The sequence below is a fragment of the Streptomyces sp. FXJ1.172 genome (genome assembly GCF_001636945.3).
GTDB lineage: Bacteria > Actinomycetota > Actinomycetes > Streptomycetales > Streptomycetaceae > Streptomyces.
This window is the reverse complement of sequence record NZ_CP119133.2, coordinates 6,265,914-6,283,111: the sequence shown is the minus strand read 5'-3', so window position 1 is coordinate 6,283,111 and position 17,198 is coordinate 6,265,914. Positions and strand designations below refer to the sequence as shown.

Genomic DNA, 17,198 nt, shown 5'->3' with positions numbered 1-17,198 from the left:
CTCGACAGTAAGCCCACTCGTCCGCCGGGCTCCGTCGTCGCGCGGCCGCGGGAGGTACGTGGCTGTCCGCGCCCGCGCGGCCGAGCCGCACGCCGGATGCGGCCCCGCGTCCCTCAGGCGGCCCGCGCCGCCGGCGCCGCGAGGCACTGCTCGTAACGGTTCACGACCAGGCGGGCCAGCGCCGGATGGTCACCCAGCGGAGCCGACGCGAGCCACGGCGCCGCCCCCGCGCACTGGGTCGCGAAGCGGCCCGGCGCCGTGAAGCAGGAGGCGACGGCGACGCGGTGGCGGCCCCTCGCCTCCAGGGCGCGCAGGGCCGTCGGGACCGCAGGGGCGGCCGCCGAGGCGTAGGCGGGGACCACGGGGACGCCCAGGCGGGCGGCGAGCAGGCGGGCGGTGCGGCGGGTGTCCTTGGCCGAGTCGGGGTCGCGGGAGCCCGCCGCCGCGAGGACCACAGCGCTCGAGCGGAGCGTCGCGGCGTCCGGGGCCGTGGGCCAGCCGGCCTCCAGCAGGCGGTCGTACAGGGCCTCCACGAGGAGGGGGTGCGGGCCCAGCGGGGGTGCCACGCGGGCCCGCAGCCCCGCCTCGGCCGCCATCTCGGGGATGTCGTGCTTGACGTGGTAGCCCCGGCTGAGCAGGAGCGGGACGAGGACGGCGGAGGTGTCGCCGAGGGCCGCGACGGTGTCCGTCAGGAGCGGCTCGTTCAGCTCGATGTGGCCGAGGCGGACCGGCAGACCGGGACGCAGCTCGCGGATGCGGTCCATGAGCGCCGTCACGGTGGTGAGCGCGCGCGGGTCCCGGCTGCCGTGGGCGACCAGCACGAGCGCGGGCGGGGCCGGGCGGCGGGCGGGCGGCGGGACGAGCCGGAGCCGGTCGGCGAGCGCGCTGCCGATGCTGTTCATGAGGTGCGCCGTGCTGTCGAGGTGGATACGGGACTCGGAGCGGGGAGGGGTCGACGCCGTCATGGCACGATCCTGACGGGGCCACGTTGCGTTGTCGTTGCCTGGCCGTCACGAGCGTTTTCCGCTGCTTCACGTCGTACACCTGCGCGATGTGAGGCGAACCGGATCGGCGCCGGCGGCGTCCTCCAAGGTCGGGATCGATCACTGGGGGACGCATGAAGATCCGTCGACCGCAGTTCCGTCGGCCGCACCTGCCGCGCACCCGTGCCGGGCGGCGGCGGCTGGTACAGGCCGTGGTGGCCGGGTGCGTGCTGGCACTGCTGCCCGCGGCCTGGCTGTTCCTGTCCACGGCGGGCCGGCTGCGCACGACGGCGGACGCGCCGCGGGCGCCCGTGGCGGTCGTCTTCGGGGCGGGGCTGTGGAACGGGGAGCCGTCGCCGTACCTGGCGCACCGGCTGGACGCGGCGGCGCGGCTCTACCGGGAGGGGCGGATCGAGGTCGTGCTCGTCACCGGGGACAACAGCCGCAAGGACTACGACGAGCCGGACGCCATGCGGACCTATCTGACGCAGCACGGGGTGCCGGGCCGGCGGATCGTGAGCGACTACGCCGGCTTCGACACCTGGGACTCCTGTGTCAGGGCCAGGAAGATCTTCGGGGTGAACCGGGCCGTGCTGGTCAGCCAGGGCTTCCACATCCGGCGCGCGGTGGCGCTGTGCGAGGCGGCGGGGGTCGACTCGTACGGCGTCGGGGTCGACGAGACGCACGACATCACCTGGTACTACGGCGGCACCCGCGAGGTGTTCGCGGCGGGCAAGGCGGTGCTGGACACGCTGTTCCACCCGGATCCGACCTTCCTGGGGCCGCGGGAGCACGGGGTCGCGGACGCGCTGGCGAGGGCGCGGGGCTGAGCACTAGCGGCACCTCACGCCGCCTCGGTCCCGGCGGGGAGGCGGGCTTCCCGGGTGCGTAACCGGGAGCGGCCCGGTGCCGTAACACGCCCGAAGCACGCTGGCCCCATGGAGATGCTCGCCTCGACGCCCACCCACTGCCCGTACTGCGCCCTGCAGTGCGGAATGAACCTCACGCCCCTGGCAGAGGGGGGCGTCGAGGTGTCCGAGCGGGCGGACTTCCCCGTCAACCGGGGCGCGCTGTGCGGCAAGGGGCGTACGGCGGCCGAGGTGCTGGCGCCGGGCGTGCGGCTGACCTCGCCGCTCGTGCGGTCCGGCGGCCGGCTGGTGACGGCGGGCTGGGGCGCGGCACTGGATCTGATCGCCGAGCGGCTCGGACGGACACGGGCGCGGTACGGCGCCGACGCGCTGGGGGTGTTCGGCGGGGGCGGGCTGACGAACGAGAAGGCGTACGCGCTCGGCAAGTTCGCCCGGGTGGTGCTCGGCACCTCGCAGATCGACTACAACGGCCGCTTCTGCATGTCCTCGGCCGCGGCGGCGGGCACGAAGGCGTTCGGGCTCGACCGGGGGCTGCCGTTCCCGCTCGAGGACATCCCGAGGACCGGGTGCGTGATCCTGGTCGGCTCCAATCTCGCCGAGACCATGCCGCCGTCGCTGCGCTTCTTCCGTGAACTGCGCGAGAACGGCGGGACGTTGATCGTCGTGGACCCGCGCCGGACGCGCACCGCGGAGCAGGCCGATCTGCATCTCGCGCCCCGCCCGGGCACCGATCTCGCCCTGGCCCTCGGCCTGCTGCACCTGGTGGTGGCCGAGGGCCGGACGGACGAGGCGTACATCCGGGAGCGGACCACCGGCTGGGCCGAGGCGCGGGCCGCGGCGATGGCGCACTGGCCGGAGTACGTGGAGCGCATCACCGGGGTCCCCGTTCCGCAACTGCGGGAGGCGGTACGGATGTTCTGCGCGCCGAAGGCAGCGATGGTGCTCACCGCGCGCGGGCCGGAGCAGCAGTCCAAGGGCACCGACACCGTGGGCGCGTGGATCGACCTGTGCCTGGCGACCGGGCGGGCGGGCCGTCCACTGTCCGGGTACGGCTGTCTGACCGGGCAGGGCAACGGGCAGGGCGGGCGGGAACACGGCCAGAAGGCCGACCAGTTGCCCGGCTACCGCAAGCTGGACGACCCGCCGGCCCGGCGGCATGTCGCCGAGGTGTGGGGCGTGGACCCGGACAGCCTGCCCGGGCCCGGACGCAGCGCGTACGAACTCCTCGACGCTCTCGGCACGGACGTGCGGGCGCTGCTGCTGATGGGCTCCAACCCGGTGGTGTCGGCACCGCGCGCCGCCCATGTCGAGGAGCGGATCAAGTCCCTCGACTTCCTCGCGGTGTGTGATGTGGTGCTGTCGGAGACGGCGGCGCTGGCGGATGTCGTCCTGCCGGTGACGCAGTGGGCCGAGGAGACGGGGACGACGACGAGCCTGGAGGGCCGGGTGCTGCTGCGCCGGCGGGCGCTCGCCCCGCCGCCCGGCGTCCGCAGCGATCTGTACGTCCTGCACGAGCTGGCCGCACGGCTCGGCGTGGAGAAGGGCTTCCCGACCGACCCCGAGGAGGTCTTCACCGAGCTGCGCCGCGCCAGCGCGGGCGGCCCGGCGGACTACTCGGGCATCACCTACCGGCGTCTCGCGGCGGAGGACGGGGTGTTCTGGCCGTGCCCGGAGCCCACCGAAGCCGGCACCGAGACACGCGGCACGCCCACCGAAACCGACGTAGAGACACCCGGCACGCCCACCGAAGCCGGCGCCGCCGCACCCGCCCCTGCCCCGGAGACCGGCCGCGAGGCGACCGCCCCTTCCCCGGAGACCGACCGCGACGCGACCGGCGCCACCCCGAAGACCGGCCCCGTCCACCCCGGCACCCCCCGCCTCTTCCTGGACCGGTTCGCCACCGAGGACGGGCGGGCCCGGTTCGCGGCCGTGACCTACCGGCCCACGGCGGAGGAGCCGGACGCCGAGTATCCGCTGCTGCTGACCACCGGCCGCGTGGTGGCGCAGTACCAGTCGGGCGCCCAGACCCGGCGGGTCGCCGAGCTGAACGCCGCCGCGCGGGGCCCGTTCGTGGAGCTGCACCCCCGGCTCGCGGCCCGGATCGGCGCGGCCGAGGGTGACCCGGTGACCGTGATATCGCGCCGGGGCCGGGCCACCGCCCCCGCCCGGATCACCTCCGCCATCCGCCCGGACACCGTGTTCATGCCCTTCCACTGGCCCGGCGAGGGCCGCGCCAACACCCTGACCAACCCGGCGCTCGACCCCACGTCCCGGATGCCGGAGTTCAAGTCGTGCGCGGTACGGGTGGAGACGGTCGTACCGGCCTCGTCATGAGCGCCGACACCCGCGACGGTGCGTTCGTACGAGGTGCGTCCCGGGCACCCGCCGGCGCAACGGTGCGTTCGTACGGATTCCGTCATGAGATGGGTTCGGGACAGGTACTTTCGCGCCGGCGCGGGCCGTACGATCGCTAAGGTCGACGCGGTACAGGCCGCGACGGCATTCGCACGGGGGAGATCCGCATGGCGTGGGACGAGTGGGAACAGCTCAAGTCCGAGGCGCGGCAGCGCGGTTCGGCGAAGATGCAGATCGACCACCTGGCCGATCCGGGAGGGGGCGGCGGGGACGCGCCCCACGGCGACCTGACGGTGTGCGAGAAGGACCTGAAGGCCGTGGGCGATGCCGCCTACGCGCTGTACACGGACTTCGACAAGGACAGCGATCTCGCGCGCATCTCGTCGTTCAAGGCCGCCGGCGGGCTGACGGACCAGGGGTTCGTCCTCGGCGAGGCCCTCGACCACGTGGCGACCCGGTGGGTGGACCAGGTGCAGAACCTGCTCGACGCGTGCGTGCACATCTACACGCACCTCGACTACACCCAGGCCGTCCACAAGGGGGACGAGGAGCGCGTCTACGCCACCCTCAGCAGCATCTCCACCCTGGACAAGGGCTTCGACGAACACCGGGGGTACTGATGGACCTGCATGTGCTGCTGCACGGCGACTTCGGTGACCTCGGCAAGGCGATCACCGACTGGGACACCATGACGAAGCGCCTGGAGACCCTGGAGCGCGACGCCCGGGACAACCTCAAGGCCAAGGCCATGAAGGCGAACTGGGCGGGGATCAACGCGACGGTCACCCGGGAGTTCGTGACGAAGACGGCCGACGAGTTCACCGACGCGCACACGCAGGCGCAGAGCATCGCCAACATCCTGCGCGACACCCACGACGAACTCGTCAGCTACCGCCAGAACCTCCAGGACACCATCGACACCTACAAGAAGAAGAACCTGACGGTCGTGGACGACGGCTGCGGGATGTTCCACGTCCAGATGATCGTGCACCCGGACCGGGCCGCGAAGGGCACGACGGTGCCCGAGCACACCGACGTCGACGAGGAGCTGTTCCGCGACGAGGTGCAGCGGATCCTCAGCAAGGCGACGGAGAGCGACAGTTCGGCCGCCCGCGTGCTCAAGTCGCTGGTGGACAGCGTCAAGGAGGGCTTCGCGGACTCCGCCTACGGGGACCGCGACCAGGCCGTCGCCGCGGAGAAGAAGGCCGCGCAGGACGCCAAGGACGCCAAGGAGGCCGCCGGGCTGTACTCGCGGCTCGACGGGCTCACCGGCGCCGAGAAGAAGCGGCTCCTGCAGCTCACCGAGAACGGGGAGAACTCCCCGGTCTTCGCGAGCGAGCTGATGAAGGACATGAACTACCACGGCCGGGACGGCCAGGAGGGCCTGCTGCTGCTCGCCCAGAACCTGGAGGGCGACGGCACGAACCCGACGTCGGACACCGACCGACGGCTGCGCGAGGCCCTGTCGGCCAACCTCGCCACCGCCACCCGCCCCGACTCCCCGCTCGGCCCGAACGGCGGCGAGCCCTCGGACTGGGCGAAGCAGCTCCTCAAGGCGGCCCGCAACGGCAACGACCTGCCCCCGCAGGCCCCCGGCCAGCTCAAGGGCGGCGCCGACGGCCTGGGCATCCTCACCAAGCTCATGGGCTCGGGGAACGCGGTCTACGACGGCAGCCTGCTGTCGGCCACCGGCGACGAGATCCGCGACTACGAGACGCACACCAAGAACCCGTACGACGGGATCTCCGACAACTGGCAGGGCACCCAGGAAGACCCCATGAAGGGTCTGATGCAGGCCATGAGCCGCAACCCGCAGGCGGCCGAGTCCTACTTCGACCCGCACCAGAACGACAACCTGCACTACTTCCTCAAGGACCGGCACTGGCCCGGCGCCGGTGTCGAGAACCAGATGCCGCAGGACCTCATCGACTCCTCCGCGCGCCACGCCTTCGGTGACGCCCTGGAGGCGGCCAGCACCGGCCACCTGCCCGGTGTCAGGACTCCGGTGATCCCCGCCCATCACGACCCGGCGCAGGCGGCGATCTTCTCGGACGTGATCAACGGCTACGGCCACAACGTCGCCGGCGACCCGGTGGGCGGCATGCCGGCGGGGCTCAGGCACTCGATGGGCGGCATGATGTCCGACTACATCGGCGATGTGCACCAGATCCTCGGCCAGGAACGCGACACGCCCACGGACTACAGCGGGCTGACCATCAACCACAAGGACCTGATCCCGGTGATGCGGGCGATGGCCGAGGACGGGCACGCGTTCGCGCAGGTGCACGACGCCGAGACGTCGTACGTCGCCCAGGAGCTGAACAAGTACGACGGTCAGGCCTTCATCGACAAGAACGCGCCCGGCGCCGACAAACTCCAGGCGTTCGTGGGACAGTCCAACGCGGCGCTCGGACAGATGGACTCCGTGCGCGCGGACGTCATCTACCAGATGGGCGACGACCAGAAGAGCATCAACGCCTGGAACAAGATGATGCAGTACCACATCATCGGCGCCCCGATCACCGGCATCCCGCTGGCCGGCGACACGATCCAGCGCCTGGTCGACGTGGGCACCTCCGAGTACCAGAACAACCTCAACTCCCAGGTGGACCAGGAGACCCGGCAGCATCTCGCCGACCACTTCTCCGCCGGTCACCAGCAGGTCGACGCGATGCTCAAACAGGCCGTGCAGAGCAAGCTGCCGCAGAGCCAGTGGCCCAAGATGGACCAGGATCCGGGGCAGTTCGAGACCAACCTCCAGCAGTACGGCCAGACGCGCTACAACGACGGTCTGACGACCGGCGTCGGATCCATGGGAAAGCCCGCGGGATGACGAAACGCACCATCACGGCGATCGTGGCGGCGGTGCTGGTGGCCGCCGTCGGCGTCACCGTCGCCGTCCTGCGCGGCGGCAAGGACAGCGGTACGGCTGCGCAACGGAGCAGCTTCTGCTGGGGCACGCTCAAGCACACCGACGTGGCCGCGCTCAGCGTGCGCCCGCTGCGGCGGTACGCGTCCGACGAGGGGGACCTCAAGGGGAGCCGGCGCGCCGACTGCGAGGTGGGTGCCGGGCTGGACTCCCACGGAGCGATGCAGGAGCCGCAGTTCCGGCTGAGCGTCGGCGGTACGCCGGTGACGAGTGTGTGGACCATGGCGGATGCCGTGGCCGGCGTCTCCGCCGTCCGGGCGCCGATCGCGGGGGTGCCCGGCTGGGTGAACCGGACCATGGCGGGGGTGCTGCTGCCCGCGCGGTGCTCCGGCGAGCTGGGCTCCGGCAGCGCGCCGTACGTCCGGCTGGAGGCGGAGGGCGGTCAGGACCAGGCCTGGCAGGACGGCACGCTGCAGCGGCGGATGGCCGACGTGCTGATGACGGCCGCGACCGGGCTGGCGCGGCAACTGGGCTGCGCGGACGCCGCGTTCAGGGCTCCGGGCACGGCTCCGCGGCTGCTCACGAAGCAGGCCCCGGCCGCCGGGAAGGCCTGCGCCCTGCCCGGCTTCGGCGCGCCCGCGAAGTACACCGAGCAGTATGTGACCGGCGGCGGCTTCCGGCTCTGGAGCTGCACCCTCGGCACCGGCGGCGGCGCCGAGGGCGACCAGGCGCACCTCACCGTCACCCAGGACCCGTACCTGGTGGCGCTGAACGCCACCGACCCCGCGGCCGGGTCGGTCACCCTGAAGTGCGGCGGCAGGCAGACCCTCGTGCAGACCGGCACGGACGACAGGGAACTAGCCCGCGGCCTGCGGGCGGCACTGGCCCGTGCGGCCGGCTGCTCGTGAGGGCGCCCGGCTGACGCAGGTTGCCGGTATCGGGACCGGCGTGCCCGGGGGGGGCCGGCCCTGCCGGGCCGGCTCAGCGGCGGGACAGCCAGTCGCCGCCCTCGATGCGGGTGCCGGTGGCGCGCAGCCGGGCGGCGACGCGCGGGGCGGCGAGATAGACCCAGGCCGCGGCGGTGGTGCCGTCGGCGCGTACGACGGACCGGGCGACGCGTTCGTAGAGGTTGCGGGGGCAGCCCGGGACGTACTCCTCCAGCCGGTCCAGGGCGGCGAGCAGGTCGTCGTACGACTCCGGGCGGGCGGTGACCAACTCGCCGCGCACTTCGGCGCCTTGCCGCTCCACGGCGTAGGGGTAGCCGGGGCCGTCGTAGAGCACCGCGTCCGGGAGGCGGGCCGGTTCCTCGGACGCGGTGCGGCCCCGCAGGAGCAGGTCGTGGTTGGCCTCGCCGAGGCGCAGGGTGCCGTAGACGAAGAAGGGCAGCGGGGTCCCGGGGTCCGACGTGATCACGGAAGCGATTCTGTACCCCTCTCCCCCGCCGCCCACGCCGACCCGAGGCCGACCCGCGCGGACTCGGTCGACAGCGCGGCCTCCGCACTCCTGGCCCACGCCGCGAGCCTGGGCCTGACCCCGGTGACTACCTCATCGGCGAGAAGATCGTCCGCTCCGGCTTCGGCAAGACCGTCCTGCGCTACATGGACCAGCCGTCCAAGGACGGCAACTCGGCGGACTACTGGAGCAGTTCGGTCGGAAACCTCGACGTCCACTACTCCTCCGGCGTCGCCAACCACGGTGGCCGCGGCCTGGAGCGCGGTCAACGTCAACTGAGGTCAGGGGCAACAGGAGAGGGCTCCATTCGTGTTCTTTTCATACCGGTCTCTCCTTTAGGCCTCCCGTACGACCGTGACCTGCCGGAACACCGCGCCGGCTGGGCCGTACGGGGGCTTGCGGCATCACCCGTTCACCGCATTCCTGACACAGCGTCAGAAGGCGGAAGTCCCGGACTGCGACTTACCTCGGAAGGGCAGGGGCCACCCCCTGCGAACCGAATCGCGAAGCTCTGGGGAGCACCATGCGCCGCACCGCCCGTCTGCTGACCGGTATCGCGCTCGCCGGCGCGGCCGCGGCCCCCGCCTGGGCCGGCAGCACCGGCAGCCTGGACGTGTTTCCCTCCACCGTGGTGCCCGGCAGCCAGGTCACCGTGAACACCTCCGCGTGCGGGAACGCGGGGGCGGCGACCGGGGACGCGGGCGCGGTCGGCGCCGGCGTCTTCGCGCTGGCGCCCAGCGCGCACGAGGGCGAGGCGGTCGGCCAGTTCCACGTGCCGGAGAGCGCGCAGCCGGGCACGTACGAGATCCTCGCGAAGTGCGCCGAGGGCAACCGGCAGGTGAAGGGCGACCTGGTGGTGGCTCTGAACGCGGCACAGCAGCCGCGGGGAAGTCTGAAGACGGGGGTCGGCGGCGCACTCGGCTCCGACCCCGTGCACACCGCGGCGGGTGTGGCGGCGCTGGCCGTCGCCGCCGCGGGCGGTACCTGGCTCCTGCATCGCCGGGCGAGAGGCGACGGGATCTGACGGACACCCTCCGCTGTCCGTCCGCCGGTACCGCACATCCCGCCCCCTCCGGGTCCGACGCCCCTCGCGGCCCGGAGGGGGAGGGGATCTTCGGGGGTCCGCCCCCGGGAGAGGGATTGATCGCCATGCGCAGGAGTGCCAGGCGCGGTCGCGGCGCCAGGCTCGGCGACACCGCGATAGCCGCGGTCACCGCCGCCGCCCTGGGTTCCGGGGTGTGGCTGCTCGGCGACACCGGGACACGGACGCCGCCGCAGCCCACCGTCGGGGAGGGCCGCCTCGATCCGGGCGGCGGGCGTCCTGCGGCCCCCGCCCTGGCCCCCTCGCCGCCGACCCGGATCCGCATACCCGCGATACGCGTGAACGCCCCGCTGATGGGCCTGTCCCTCACCCGCTCCGGCAGCCTGGACGTGCCGCCCGCGCAGAACAAGAACCTGGCCGGCTGGTACGAGGCCGGCACCATGCCCGGCGAGACGGGCACCGCGATCGTCGCCGGCCACGTCGACAACACCGAGGGCCCCGCCGTCTTCTACGACCTCGGCGCACTCAAACGCGGCGCCCGCATCGAGGTGGACCGCCGGGACGGCACGGTCGCCGTCTTCACGGTGGACGCGGTGGAGGTGTACGCGGCCCGTGACTTTCCCGACCAGAAGGTCTACGGCGCCGCCCCCCGCCCCGAACTCCGTGTGATCACCTGCGGCGGCGGCTACTCCAGGGCGACGGGCTACCAGGGCAACGTGGTGGTGTTCGCGCATCTGACGGGGAGCGCCGCCCGATGACCGCGCCGGGGCGGCTCGGTGTCCCCGGCCGGGGAAGGGCCGCTCGCCGGGTTGCGCGTCCCCGCGGCCTCTTCGAGGATGGATCAGTGTGCGCCGGGACACGCTCTGTCCCGCACGAATGCCGAGGTTCTCCCTCATGACGCAGACGCAGACCTGGCGGCAGCGTGGAATGCCGGTCCCGCAGCCCGCCGCGTGCCAGGACGCGGTCCTGACGGGCCGGGCCCACCACCGGCTCGGCCCCGAGCCCGGCCTCGCCGTGGCGTTCCGGGCCGCCCGGGCCCAGTGACGAGCCGGGCCGTGCTCCCCCCGCATCCCCCCTCCGACCACCGGCTGCCGGACGGCCGGACGGTCCCCTGGCAGGGCTTGTACACCGGGCCCCGGGTGCTCGGCGCCCGGGAGGTGGCCGCCCTCGCGGACCGGCTGATCGGGATGGACTGCTCGTCCGTGCCCGCGGCGGCCGCGAAGGAACTGGTCCCGTTCCACATGCTGCCCGGTCACCGGCCGCCCGCGCTGCTGCTGCACTCGACCACCGGGACCCTGCGCGCGTTCGAGGGCGAGGTGGCCGACCTGGCGGCGGGGCGCAGCCCCCACGACGTGACCACCTACACCGAGGCGCGCTCGGTCCTCCTCGCCACCGCGGACGACCTCGCCGTCGGCCGCACCGCCCCCTGGGCCGAGGCCGTCGGGATCAGGGGGGTTCCCGCCGTCGACCTCGGCGACCGGGAGCACTACTACCTCAGCCACGCCCTGCTGGTCATGGCCGCCGAGCACGACCGGGGCGCGGACACCCCGCTGCGCCGGATCATCGGCTGGCTGCGCGCTCACCGCGACGCCGTGATCCGGGTCTACGCCCTCGACCTGGAAATGCAGATCTTCCTGCTGTGGCTGCGCCGTGCGGCCGACCTGCCCCGGCTGGTCACGGACGCCAACGGCCCTGTCATCGCCACCCGGTGGAACCGCAAGCGGCACCTGCACCCCTGCGTCGACGCCGCCGAGCGGCTGGACCCGGCGGGGCTGTCCCCCGAGGAGCTGCTGGCCGCCGAACAGCGGCTCAGCGAGGCACACGGACACCTCGGCCTGCGCATTCCGGTGCTGCCCGGATACCTGGTGGCACGAGAGCATGCCGACCGGGACGCCTTCACCGCCGGGGTCCTGCGGGCCGCCGAGCTGCTGCGCGGCCGCTACGGAACGACCACCGCCGCGCTGAAGCCGAGTGAGGCGGGTGACGGAGCGCGGATCACCGGCCACCTCGACCTCACCGACACCGGCCGCCTGGCGCGGGTGGCCCGGGAGGCCCACCTGCTGGGCGACGACTACCTGCTCGAGGCCTGGGTCGAGTTCCTGCCGGTGGAGCTGGGCGGCAGGAGCGTTCCGGTGGCGCCCTCCGGCCACTTCCGCCACGGACAGGTCGCCGAGGGCATCACGCTGCAGGCGCTCAACGGCTACGCGTGGGCGGGAAACACCTACGTCGACGAGGCTGGCTGGACCGGACTCGGTCTGCCGGAGCCCGTCTACCGGACGATCCGCGGGGCACTGGAGTCCATCCGCGCGGCCTTCCTCGGCGAGCCGAGCCGGCTGGACGGCAGCCATCAGGCGCTGGTCACGGGCGGGATCGACTTCGCGGTCGGCCGGCTCGGCGGCCGGTTCGGCGAGCGGCCGGCCGTCGGCGCCATCGACTTCAACCTCTCCTCGAACGGCGCGGAGTGCCTGCGGGCGTTTCTGGACGAGGCCCGGCGCCGGGGTGTCGCCGAGGGTTACGCCGCCACCCGGGTGTTCCGGCCCACGCCATGGGCCACCCTGCGCCGGCTCGAAGCCGTCGCCGCCGCCCGGCTGCCCGCGGGGGGCCTGGCACAGGCGGTCGCCTGCGTACCGGACCGCTGGGGCATGATCGCCACCACGGGGACGACCCCGGCCGAAGCGGCCGGCCGCGCCACCGAGCTGGTGGACACCCTCACCACCACCGGACTCGCCCACACCACCACCGGACTCGCCCACACCACCACCCCCGCCCACTCCCCAGCCTGACCCCCGCCCCACCGACCGACCGAAGCCGAGCGGACCCGACCGGACCCGACCGGAGCCGGACGGGGCCGGACGGGGCCGGGCGAGGCGGGGCGAGGGCGGGCGAGGCGGGGCGAGGGCGGGCGGGGCCGGGCAAGGATGGGGCCGGGCGGAGCTGGGCGGGGCCGAGCAGGGCCGGGCGAGGCGGGGCGAGGGCGGGCGGGGCCGGGCAAGGATGGGGCCGGGCGGAGCTGGGCGGGACCAGGCGAGGGCGGGCGAGGGCGGGCGGAGCCGGGCGAGGGCGGGCGGAGCCGGGCGAGGGCGGGCGGAGCCGGGCGAGGGCGGGCGGAGCCGGGCGAGGGCGGCCAGAGCCGGGCGGAGCCAAGCGGGCACCGCGCGCCGGCCCACGCGGCGCCGGCCCACGCAGTGGCCCATGCGGCGCCGGTCCAGCCGGCCGCGAGTGAGGCTGCAGGCGGCGGGGCTACCGTCGTCAGCGATACGCCGGGGCTCATCGCGGCCCCGGCCTCACAAGCCGCCGCGGCGCGCGCACGGGACCCTCACACCCCCGGCCCGGGCCCGCTGAGGGCAGCGTTCCGCGAGGGAAACAGAGGTGATGCTGCCGGGTAACGTCGGCACCGCACGCTCAGGGGCATGACCTCGAAGAAGCGTGTGGTGGTGATCGGCGCCGGCCTCGCGGGCGTACGGCTCGCCCGCCGGCTCGACCGGCTGGGCACCCCCGCGCTGCTCATCGGCGAGGAGGAGCACCCGCCGTACAACCGGGTCCTGCTCGCCGAGGTGCTGGCCGGCCGGTACGCCCCGGAAGTGATCGCCCTCCCGGCGCCCGGCGACCTGCTGCGCACCCGGGTCACCGGCATCGACCGGGCCGCCCGGACCGTCAGCCGCGTCGACGGCCCGCCGATCGGCTACGACAGCCTGGTCCTCGCCACCGGCTCCAACCCCGTCCTGCCCCCGCTGCGCGGCCTGTTCCTGACCGGCCGGCTCCCCGACGGCGTCCACGCGTTCCGCACGATGGACGACTGCCTGGGGCTGGCCGCGGCGGTCCGGCCCGGGGTGCGCGCGGTCGTCGTCGGGGGCGGGCTGCTCGGCGTCTCCGCCGCCCGCGCGCTCGCCGAGCGCGGTGCGCAGGTGGTCCTCGCCCAGCAGGCCGAGCGGCTCATGGAGCGCCAGCTCGACCCGGACGCCTCCCGGCTGGTGCTGCGGCACCTGACGGACCTGGGCGTCGAGGTGCACACCGAGTGCCGGGTGCGGGACGTGCGCTGCGTGGCCGGTGCGGTCCGCTCGGTGGAACTGGCCGACGGCTACGCCCTGGACGCCGACCTCGTGGTCGTCGCGTGCGGGGTACGGCCGCGCACCCGCCTGGCCACGGAGGCCGGGCTCGCCGTCCACCAGGGCATCCTCGTCGACGACGAACTGCGCACCAGCGACCCGCACATCCACGCCATCGGCGACTGCGCCCAGCACGACGGCACGGTGTACGGCCTGGCCGCACCGGCCCTCGAACAGGCCGACACGCTCGCCGAGTTGCTCGCCGGGAACGGCACCGCCCGCTACACCGGCACCCGTTCGCTGACCCGGCTGACCCTGACCGGCCCGGACTCCCCCTTCGACCTGGCCGCGTTCGGCGAGACCGAGGCGCTGCCGGGCGACGACGTCATACGGCTCGCCGACGCGACCCGCGGCACCTACCGCAAGGTCGTCGTGCGCGACGACCGCCTGGTCGGCGGGGTCCTCGTCGGCGAACTCGGCACCGTCGGCGCGCTCGCCCGTGCCTGGGAGGGAGCAGAGCCGCTCCCCGACGAAGGGCCCCTTCTCCACCTGCTCACCAACGATGGAGGCTCCTGATGACCACCGCCCCGGGGGCCACCCCCACGATCGTGCTCGTCGGCCACGGCATGGTCGGCCAGCGCTTCCTCGAAGCGCTCGCCGAGCGCGGCCTGACCGCCACGCACCGTGTGGTCGTGCTCTGCGAGGAGCCGCGCCCGGCGTACGACCGCGTCGCGCTCACCTCGTACTTCTCGGGCAGGACCGCCGAGGACCTCTCCATGACCGACATGGAGTTCATCGACGGCCACGGCATCGAGCTGCACATCGGCGACCCGGCCGAGACGATCGACCGCGCGGCACGGGAGGTCACGGCCCGCTCCGGCCGGGTCTTCGCGTACGACACCCTCGTCCTGGCCACCGGCTCCTACCCCTTCGTCCCCCCGGTCCCGGGCAAGGACGCGGCCGGCTGCTTCGTCTACCGCACGATCGAGGACCTGCTCGCCATCGAGGCGTACGCACGGTCGACGGCCCGGGTGGGTGCCGTGGTCGGCGGCGGGCTGCTGGGCCTGGAGGCGGCCGGCGCGCTCAAGGGCCTCGGCCTCGACGCGCACATCGTGGAGTTCGCGCCGCGCCTGATGCCTGTGCAGGTCGACGACGGCGGTGGCGCGGCGCTGCTGCGGACCATCGAGGGCATGGGCCTGAGCGTGCACACGGGCGTGGGCACCCAGGAGATCGTCACCGGTGAGGACGGCTCGGTCGCCGGCATGAAGCTGTCCGACGGCTCCGAACTCCCCGTCGACATGGTGGTGTTCAGCGCCGGGGTGCGCCCGCGCGACCAGCTGGCCCGGGACTGCGGCCTCGCGGTCGGCGAGCGCGGCGGCATCACCGTGGACGAGTGGTGCCGCACGGTCACCGACCCGCACGTCTTCGCGATCGGCGAGTGCGCGCTGGCGGCGGACGGCCGGGTGTACGGCCTGGTCGCACCGGGCTACGAGCAGGCTCAGACCGCGGCCGCCGCCATCGCCGCCGACGAGACCGAGGAGCTGACGTTCACCGGCGCCGACCTGTCCACCAAGCTCAAGCTGCTCGGCGTGGACGTGGCGTCCTTCGGTGACGCGCACGGCACCACCGAGGACTGCCTGGACGTCGTCTACTCCGACTCCCGCGCGGGCCTGTACAAGAAGCTGGTCATCGGCCGGGACGGCACGCTGCTCGGCGGCATCCTGGTCGGCGACGCGGACGCGTACGGCACCCTGCGCGCCCTCACCGGCTCGGTGCCGCCGGTCTCCCCCGAGTTCCTCGTCCTGCCCGCCGGAGCGGACTCGGGGGCCCAGCTCGGCCCGTCCGCACTGCCGGACGACGCGGTCATCTGCTCCTGCCACAACGTCAGCAAGGGCACCATCCGCGGGGCGGTGTCGGAGCACCGGTGCACCACCCTGCCCGAGGTGAAGAAGTGCACCAAGGCCGGTACCGGCTGCGGAAGTTGTGTCAAGGTGCTCGGCCAGCTGGTCGACGCCGAGCTGGAGGCCTCCGGCGTCGAGATCGACAAGGGTCTGTGCGGCTGCTTCGCCCAGACCCGCGAGGAGCTGTACGAGATCATCCGCACCCTGCGGCTCACGTCCTACCGGGAGCTGCTGGACCGCTACGGCCGCGACGGCGCCCGGGGCGGCGACGGCTGCGAGATCTGCAAGCCGGCCGTCGGCTCGATCATCGCCTCCCTCGCCCCGTCGATCGGCGCGAGCGGCTACATCCTCGACGGCGAGCAGGCCGCCCTGCAGGACACCAACGACCACCACCTCGCCAACCTCCAGAAGAACGGCTCGTACTCGGTCGTGCCGCGGATCCCCGGCGGCGAGATCGCGCCCGAGAAGCTGATCGTGATCGGTGAGATCGCCCGGGACTTCGGCCTCTACACGAAGATCACCGGTGGCCAGCGGATCGACATGTTCGGCGCCCGCGCCGAACAACTCCCCATGATCTGGGCGCGGCTGGTGGACGCCGGCTTCGAGTCCGGGCACGCCTACGGCAAGGCGCTGCGCACGGTGAAGTCCTGTGTGGGCTCCACCTGGTGCCGCTACGGCGTCCAGGACTCCGTCCGCATGGCGATCGACCTGGAGCTGCGTTACCGGGGCCTGCGTTCCCCGCACAAGCTGAAGTCGGCGGTCTCGGGCTGCGCCCGCGAGTGCGCCGAGGCCCAGTCGAAGGACTTCGGTGTGATCGCCACCGCGAACGGCTGGAACCTGTACGTCGGCGGCAACGGCGGCGCGACCCCGCGCCATGCGGACCTGCTGGCGCAGGACCTGTCCGACGCCGAACTGGTCCGCCTGATCGACCGGTTCCTGATGTTCTACATCCGCACGGCCGACCGCCTGGAGCGCACGAGCGTGTGGCTGGAACGGATCCCGGGCGGCCTGGACCACGTACGCGACGTGGTGGTGCACGACTCGCTCGGCATCTGCGACGAGCTGGAGGCACTGATGCGCGCGCACGTCGCGGGCTACCGCGACGAGTGGGCCGAGACCATCAACGACCCCGAGAAGCTCGCCCGGTTCGTGTCCTTCGTGAACGCCCCGGACACCCCCGACCCGATCGTCTCCTTCGTGCCCGAGCGCGATCAGATGAAGCCCGACCTGCCGCTGCTCGCCATCGGCATGCGGCCCGCCGACGACGTCCTGGAAGGAAGCACCCAGCGATGACCCTGGCTGTCGAGACCACCACCCTGAAGGTCCAACTCGAGCTGGCCGACGGCTGGTTCACGGCCTGTGACTTGGACGCGCTGCTCCCCGGGCGCGGGGCGGCCGCCCTGCTGCCGGACGGCCGCCAGGTGGCCCTGTTCCGCGACCGCGCCGACCGGCTCTACGCCATCGACAACCGCGACCCGTTCACCGGCGCGGCCGTCCTGTCCCGCGGCCTGACCGGCACCCACGAGGGCCGCCCGTTCGTGGCCTCGCCCCTGCTGAAGCAGCGCTTCGACCTGGCGAGCGGCCAGTGCCTGGACGACGAGACGGTACGGGTGGCCGCGTACGCGGTGCGCGTGGCCCAGCCCGAGCCGGCCTGACCACCCGGCTCGACCGGTCGTCCCGG

The 17,198-nt window shown here is 73.6% G+C and carries 14 protein-coding genes and 1 pseudogene; 13 read left to right on the top strand and 2 right to left on the bottom strand.

Going from position 1 to position 17,198, the window contains the following annotated elements:
- Positions 1-113: 113 nt before the first annotated feature.
- A complete protein-coding gene (locus A6P39_RS28155) occupies positions 114-965 on the bottom strand; it encodes a sirohydrochlorin chelatase (protein ID WP_079133108.1) in 852 nt (283 codons plus the stop codon).
- A 152-nt stretch (positions 966-1,117) separates the two neighbouring features.
- Between A6P39_RS28155 and A6P39_RS28150 the strand changes: the two genes are divergently transcribed.
- From A6P39_RS28150 to A6P39_RS28130, 5 genes are all read left to right on the top strand, one after another.
- The gene (locus A6P39_RS28150) at positions 1,118-1,813 is read left to right on the top strand and encodes a SanA/YdcF family protein (protein WP_079133107.1); all 696 of its coding nucleotides are present in this window, start codon (positions 1,118-1,120) and stop codon (positions 1,811-1,813) included.
- Positions 1,814-1,921: 108 nt separating this feature from the next.
- Positions 1,922-4,186 (top strand): molybdopterin oxidoreductase family protein, encoded by a 2,265-nt coding sequence (locus tag A6P39_RS28145; RefSeq protein ID WP_067039362.1) that lies wholly within the window; start codon positions 1,922-1,924, stop codon positions 4,184-4,186.
- A 188-nt stretch (positions 4,187-4,374) separates the two neighbouring features.
- Complete coding sequence (locus A6P39_RS28140) at positions 4,375-4,827, top strand: hypothetical protein (protein ID WP_067039361.1); 453 nt, start codon at positions 4,375-4,377, stop codon at positions 4,825-4,827.
- Complete coding sequence (locus tag A6P39_RS28135) at positions 4,827-7,040, top strand: DUF6571 family protein (protein ID WP_067039360.1); 2,214 nt, start codon at positions 4,827-4,829, stop codon at positions 7,038-7,040. The genes A6P39_RS28140 and A6P39_RS28135 overlap by 1 nt, the downstream gene beginning before the upstream one ends.
- On the top strand, positions 7,037-7,984 hold the full coding sequence (locus A6P39_RS28130) for a hypothetical protein (RefSeq protein WP_067039359.1): 948 nt from the start codon (positions 7,037-7,039) through the stop codon (positions 7,982-7,984). Before A6P39_RS28135 ends, A6P39_RS28130 begins: the two co-directional genes overlap by 4 nt.
- Positions 7,985-8,057: 73 nt before the next feature.
- Here the strand turns inward: A6P39_RS28130 and A6P39_RS28125 are convergent, their stop codons facing one another.
- Positions 8,058-8,489, bottom strand: coding sequence for a gamma-glutamylcyclotransferase family protein (locus A6P39_RS28125; RefSeq protein ID WP_067039358.1), 432 nt, complete (start codon positions 8,487-8,489; stop codon positions 8,058-8,060).
- Positions 8,490-8,605: 116 nt separating this feature from the next.
- Here A6P39_RS28125 and A6P39_RS28120 point away from each other — a divergent pair.
- From A6P39_RS28120 to nirD, 8 genes and pseudogenes are all read left to right on the top strand, one after another.
- A pseudogene (locus tag A6P39_RS28120) lies at positions 8,606-8,770 on the top strand (M4 family metallopeptidase); the annotation flags it as partial.
- A 281-nt stretch (positions 8,771-9,051) separates the two neighbouring features.
- On the top strand, positions 9,052-9,552 hold the full coding sequence (locus A6P39_RS28115; RefSeq protein WP_067039356.1) for a hypothetical protein: 501 nt from the start codon (positions 9,052-9,054) through the stop codon (positions 9,550-9,552).
- Between the two features lie 125 nt (positions 9,553-9,677).
- Positions 9,678-10,328, top strand: a complete 651-nt coding sequence (locus tag A6P39_RS28110) for a class F sortase (protein WP_067039386.1) — start codon at positions 9,678-9,680, stop codon at positions 10,326-10,328.
- 136 nt (positions 10,329-10,464) lie between these two features.
- Positions 10,465-10,614 (top strand): hypothetical protein, encoded by a 150-nt coding sequence (locus tag A6P39_RS28105; RefSeq protein ID WP_159395924.1) that lies wholly within the window; start codon positions 10,465-10,467, stop codon positions 10,612-10,614.
- An 11-nt stretch (positions 10,615-10,625) separates the two neighbouring features.
- A complete protein-coding gene (locus tag A6P39_RS28100; RefSeq protein WP_067039355.1) occupies positions 10,626-12,353 on the top strand; it encodes a hypothetical protein in 1,728 nt (575 codons plus the stop codon).
- Positions 12,354-12,980: 627 nt separating this feature from the next.
- A complete protein-coding gene (locus tag A6P39_RS28095) occupies positions 12,981-14,192 on the top strand; it encodes an NAD(P)/FAD-dependent oxidoreductase (RefSeq protein ID WP_067039354.1) in 1,212 nt (403 codons plus the stop codon).
- Positions 14,192-16,810 carry a nitrite reductase large subunit NirB gene (nirB, locus tag A6P39_RS28090; RefSeq protein ID WP_067039353.1) on the top strand — a complete coding sequence of 873 codons (2,619 nt, stop codon included), beginning with the start codon at positions 14,192-14,194 and terminating at the stop codon, positions 16,808-16,810. Before A6P39_RS28095 ends, nirB begins: the two co-directional genes overlap by 1 nt.
- Complete coding sequence (gene nirD / locus A6P39_RS28085; RefSeq protein WP_067039352.1) at positions 16,807-17,172, top strand: nitrite reductase small subunit NirD; 366 nt, start codon at positions 16,807-16,809, stop codon at positions 17,170-17,172. The genes nirB and nirD overlap by 4 nt, the downstream gene beginning before the upstream one ends.
- Positions 17,173-17,198: the final 26 nt, after the last annotated feature.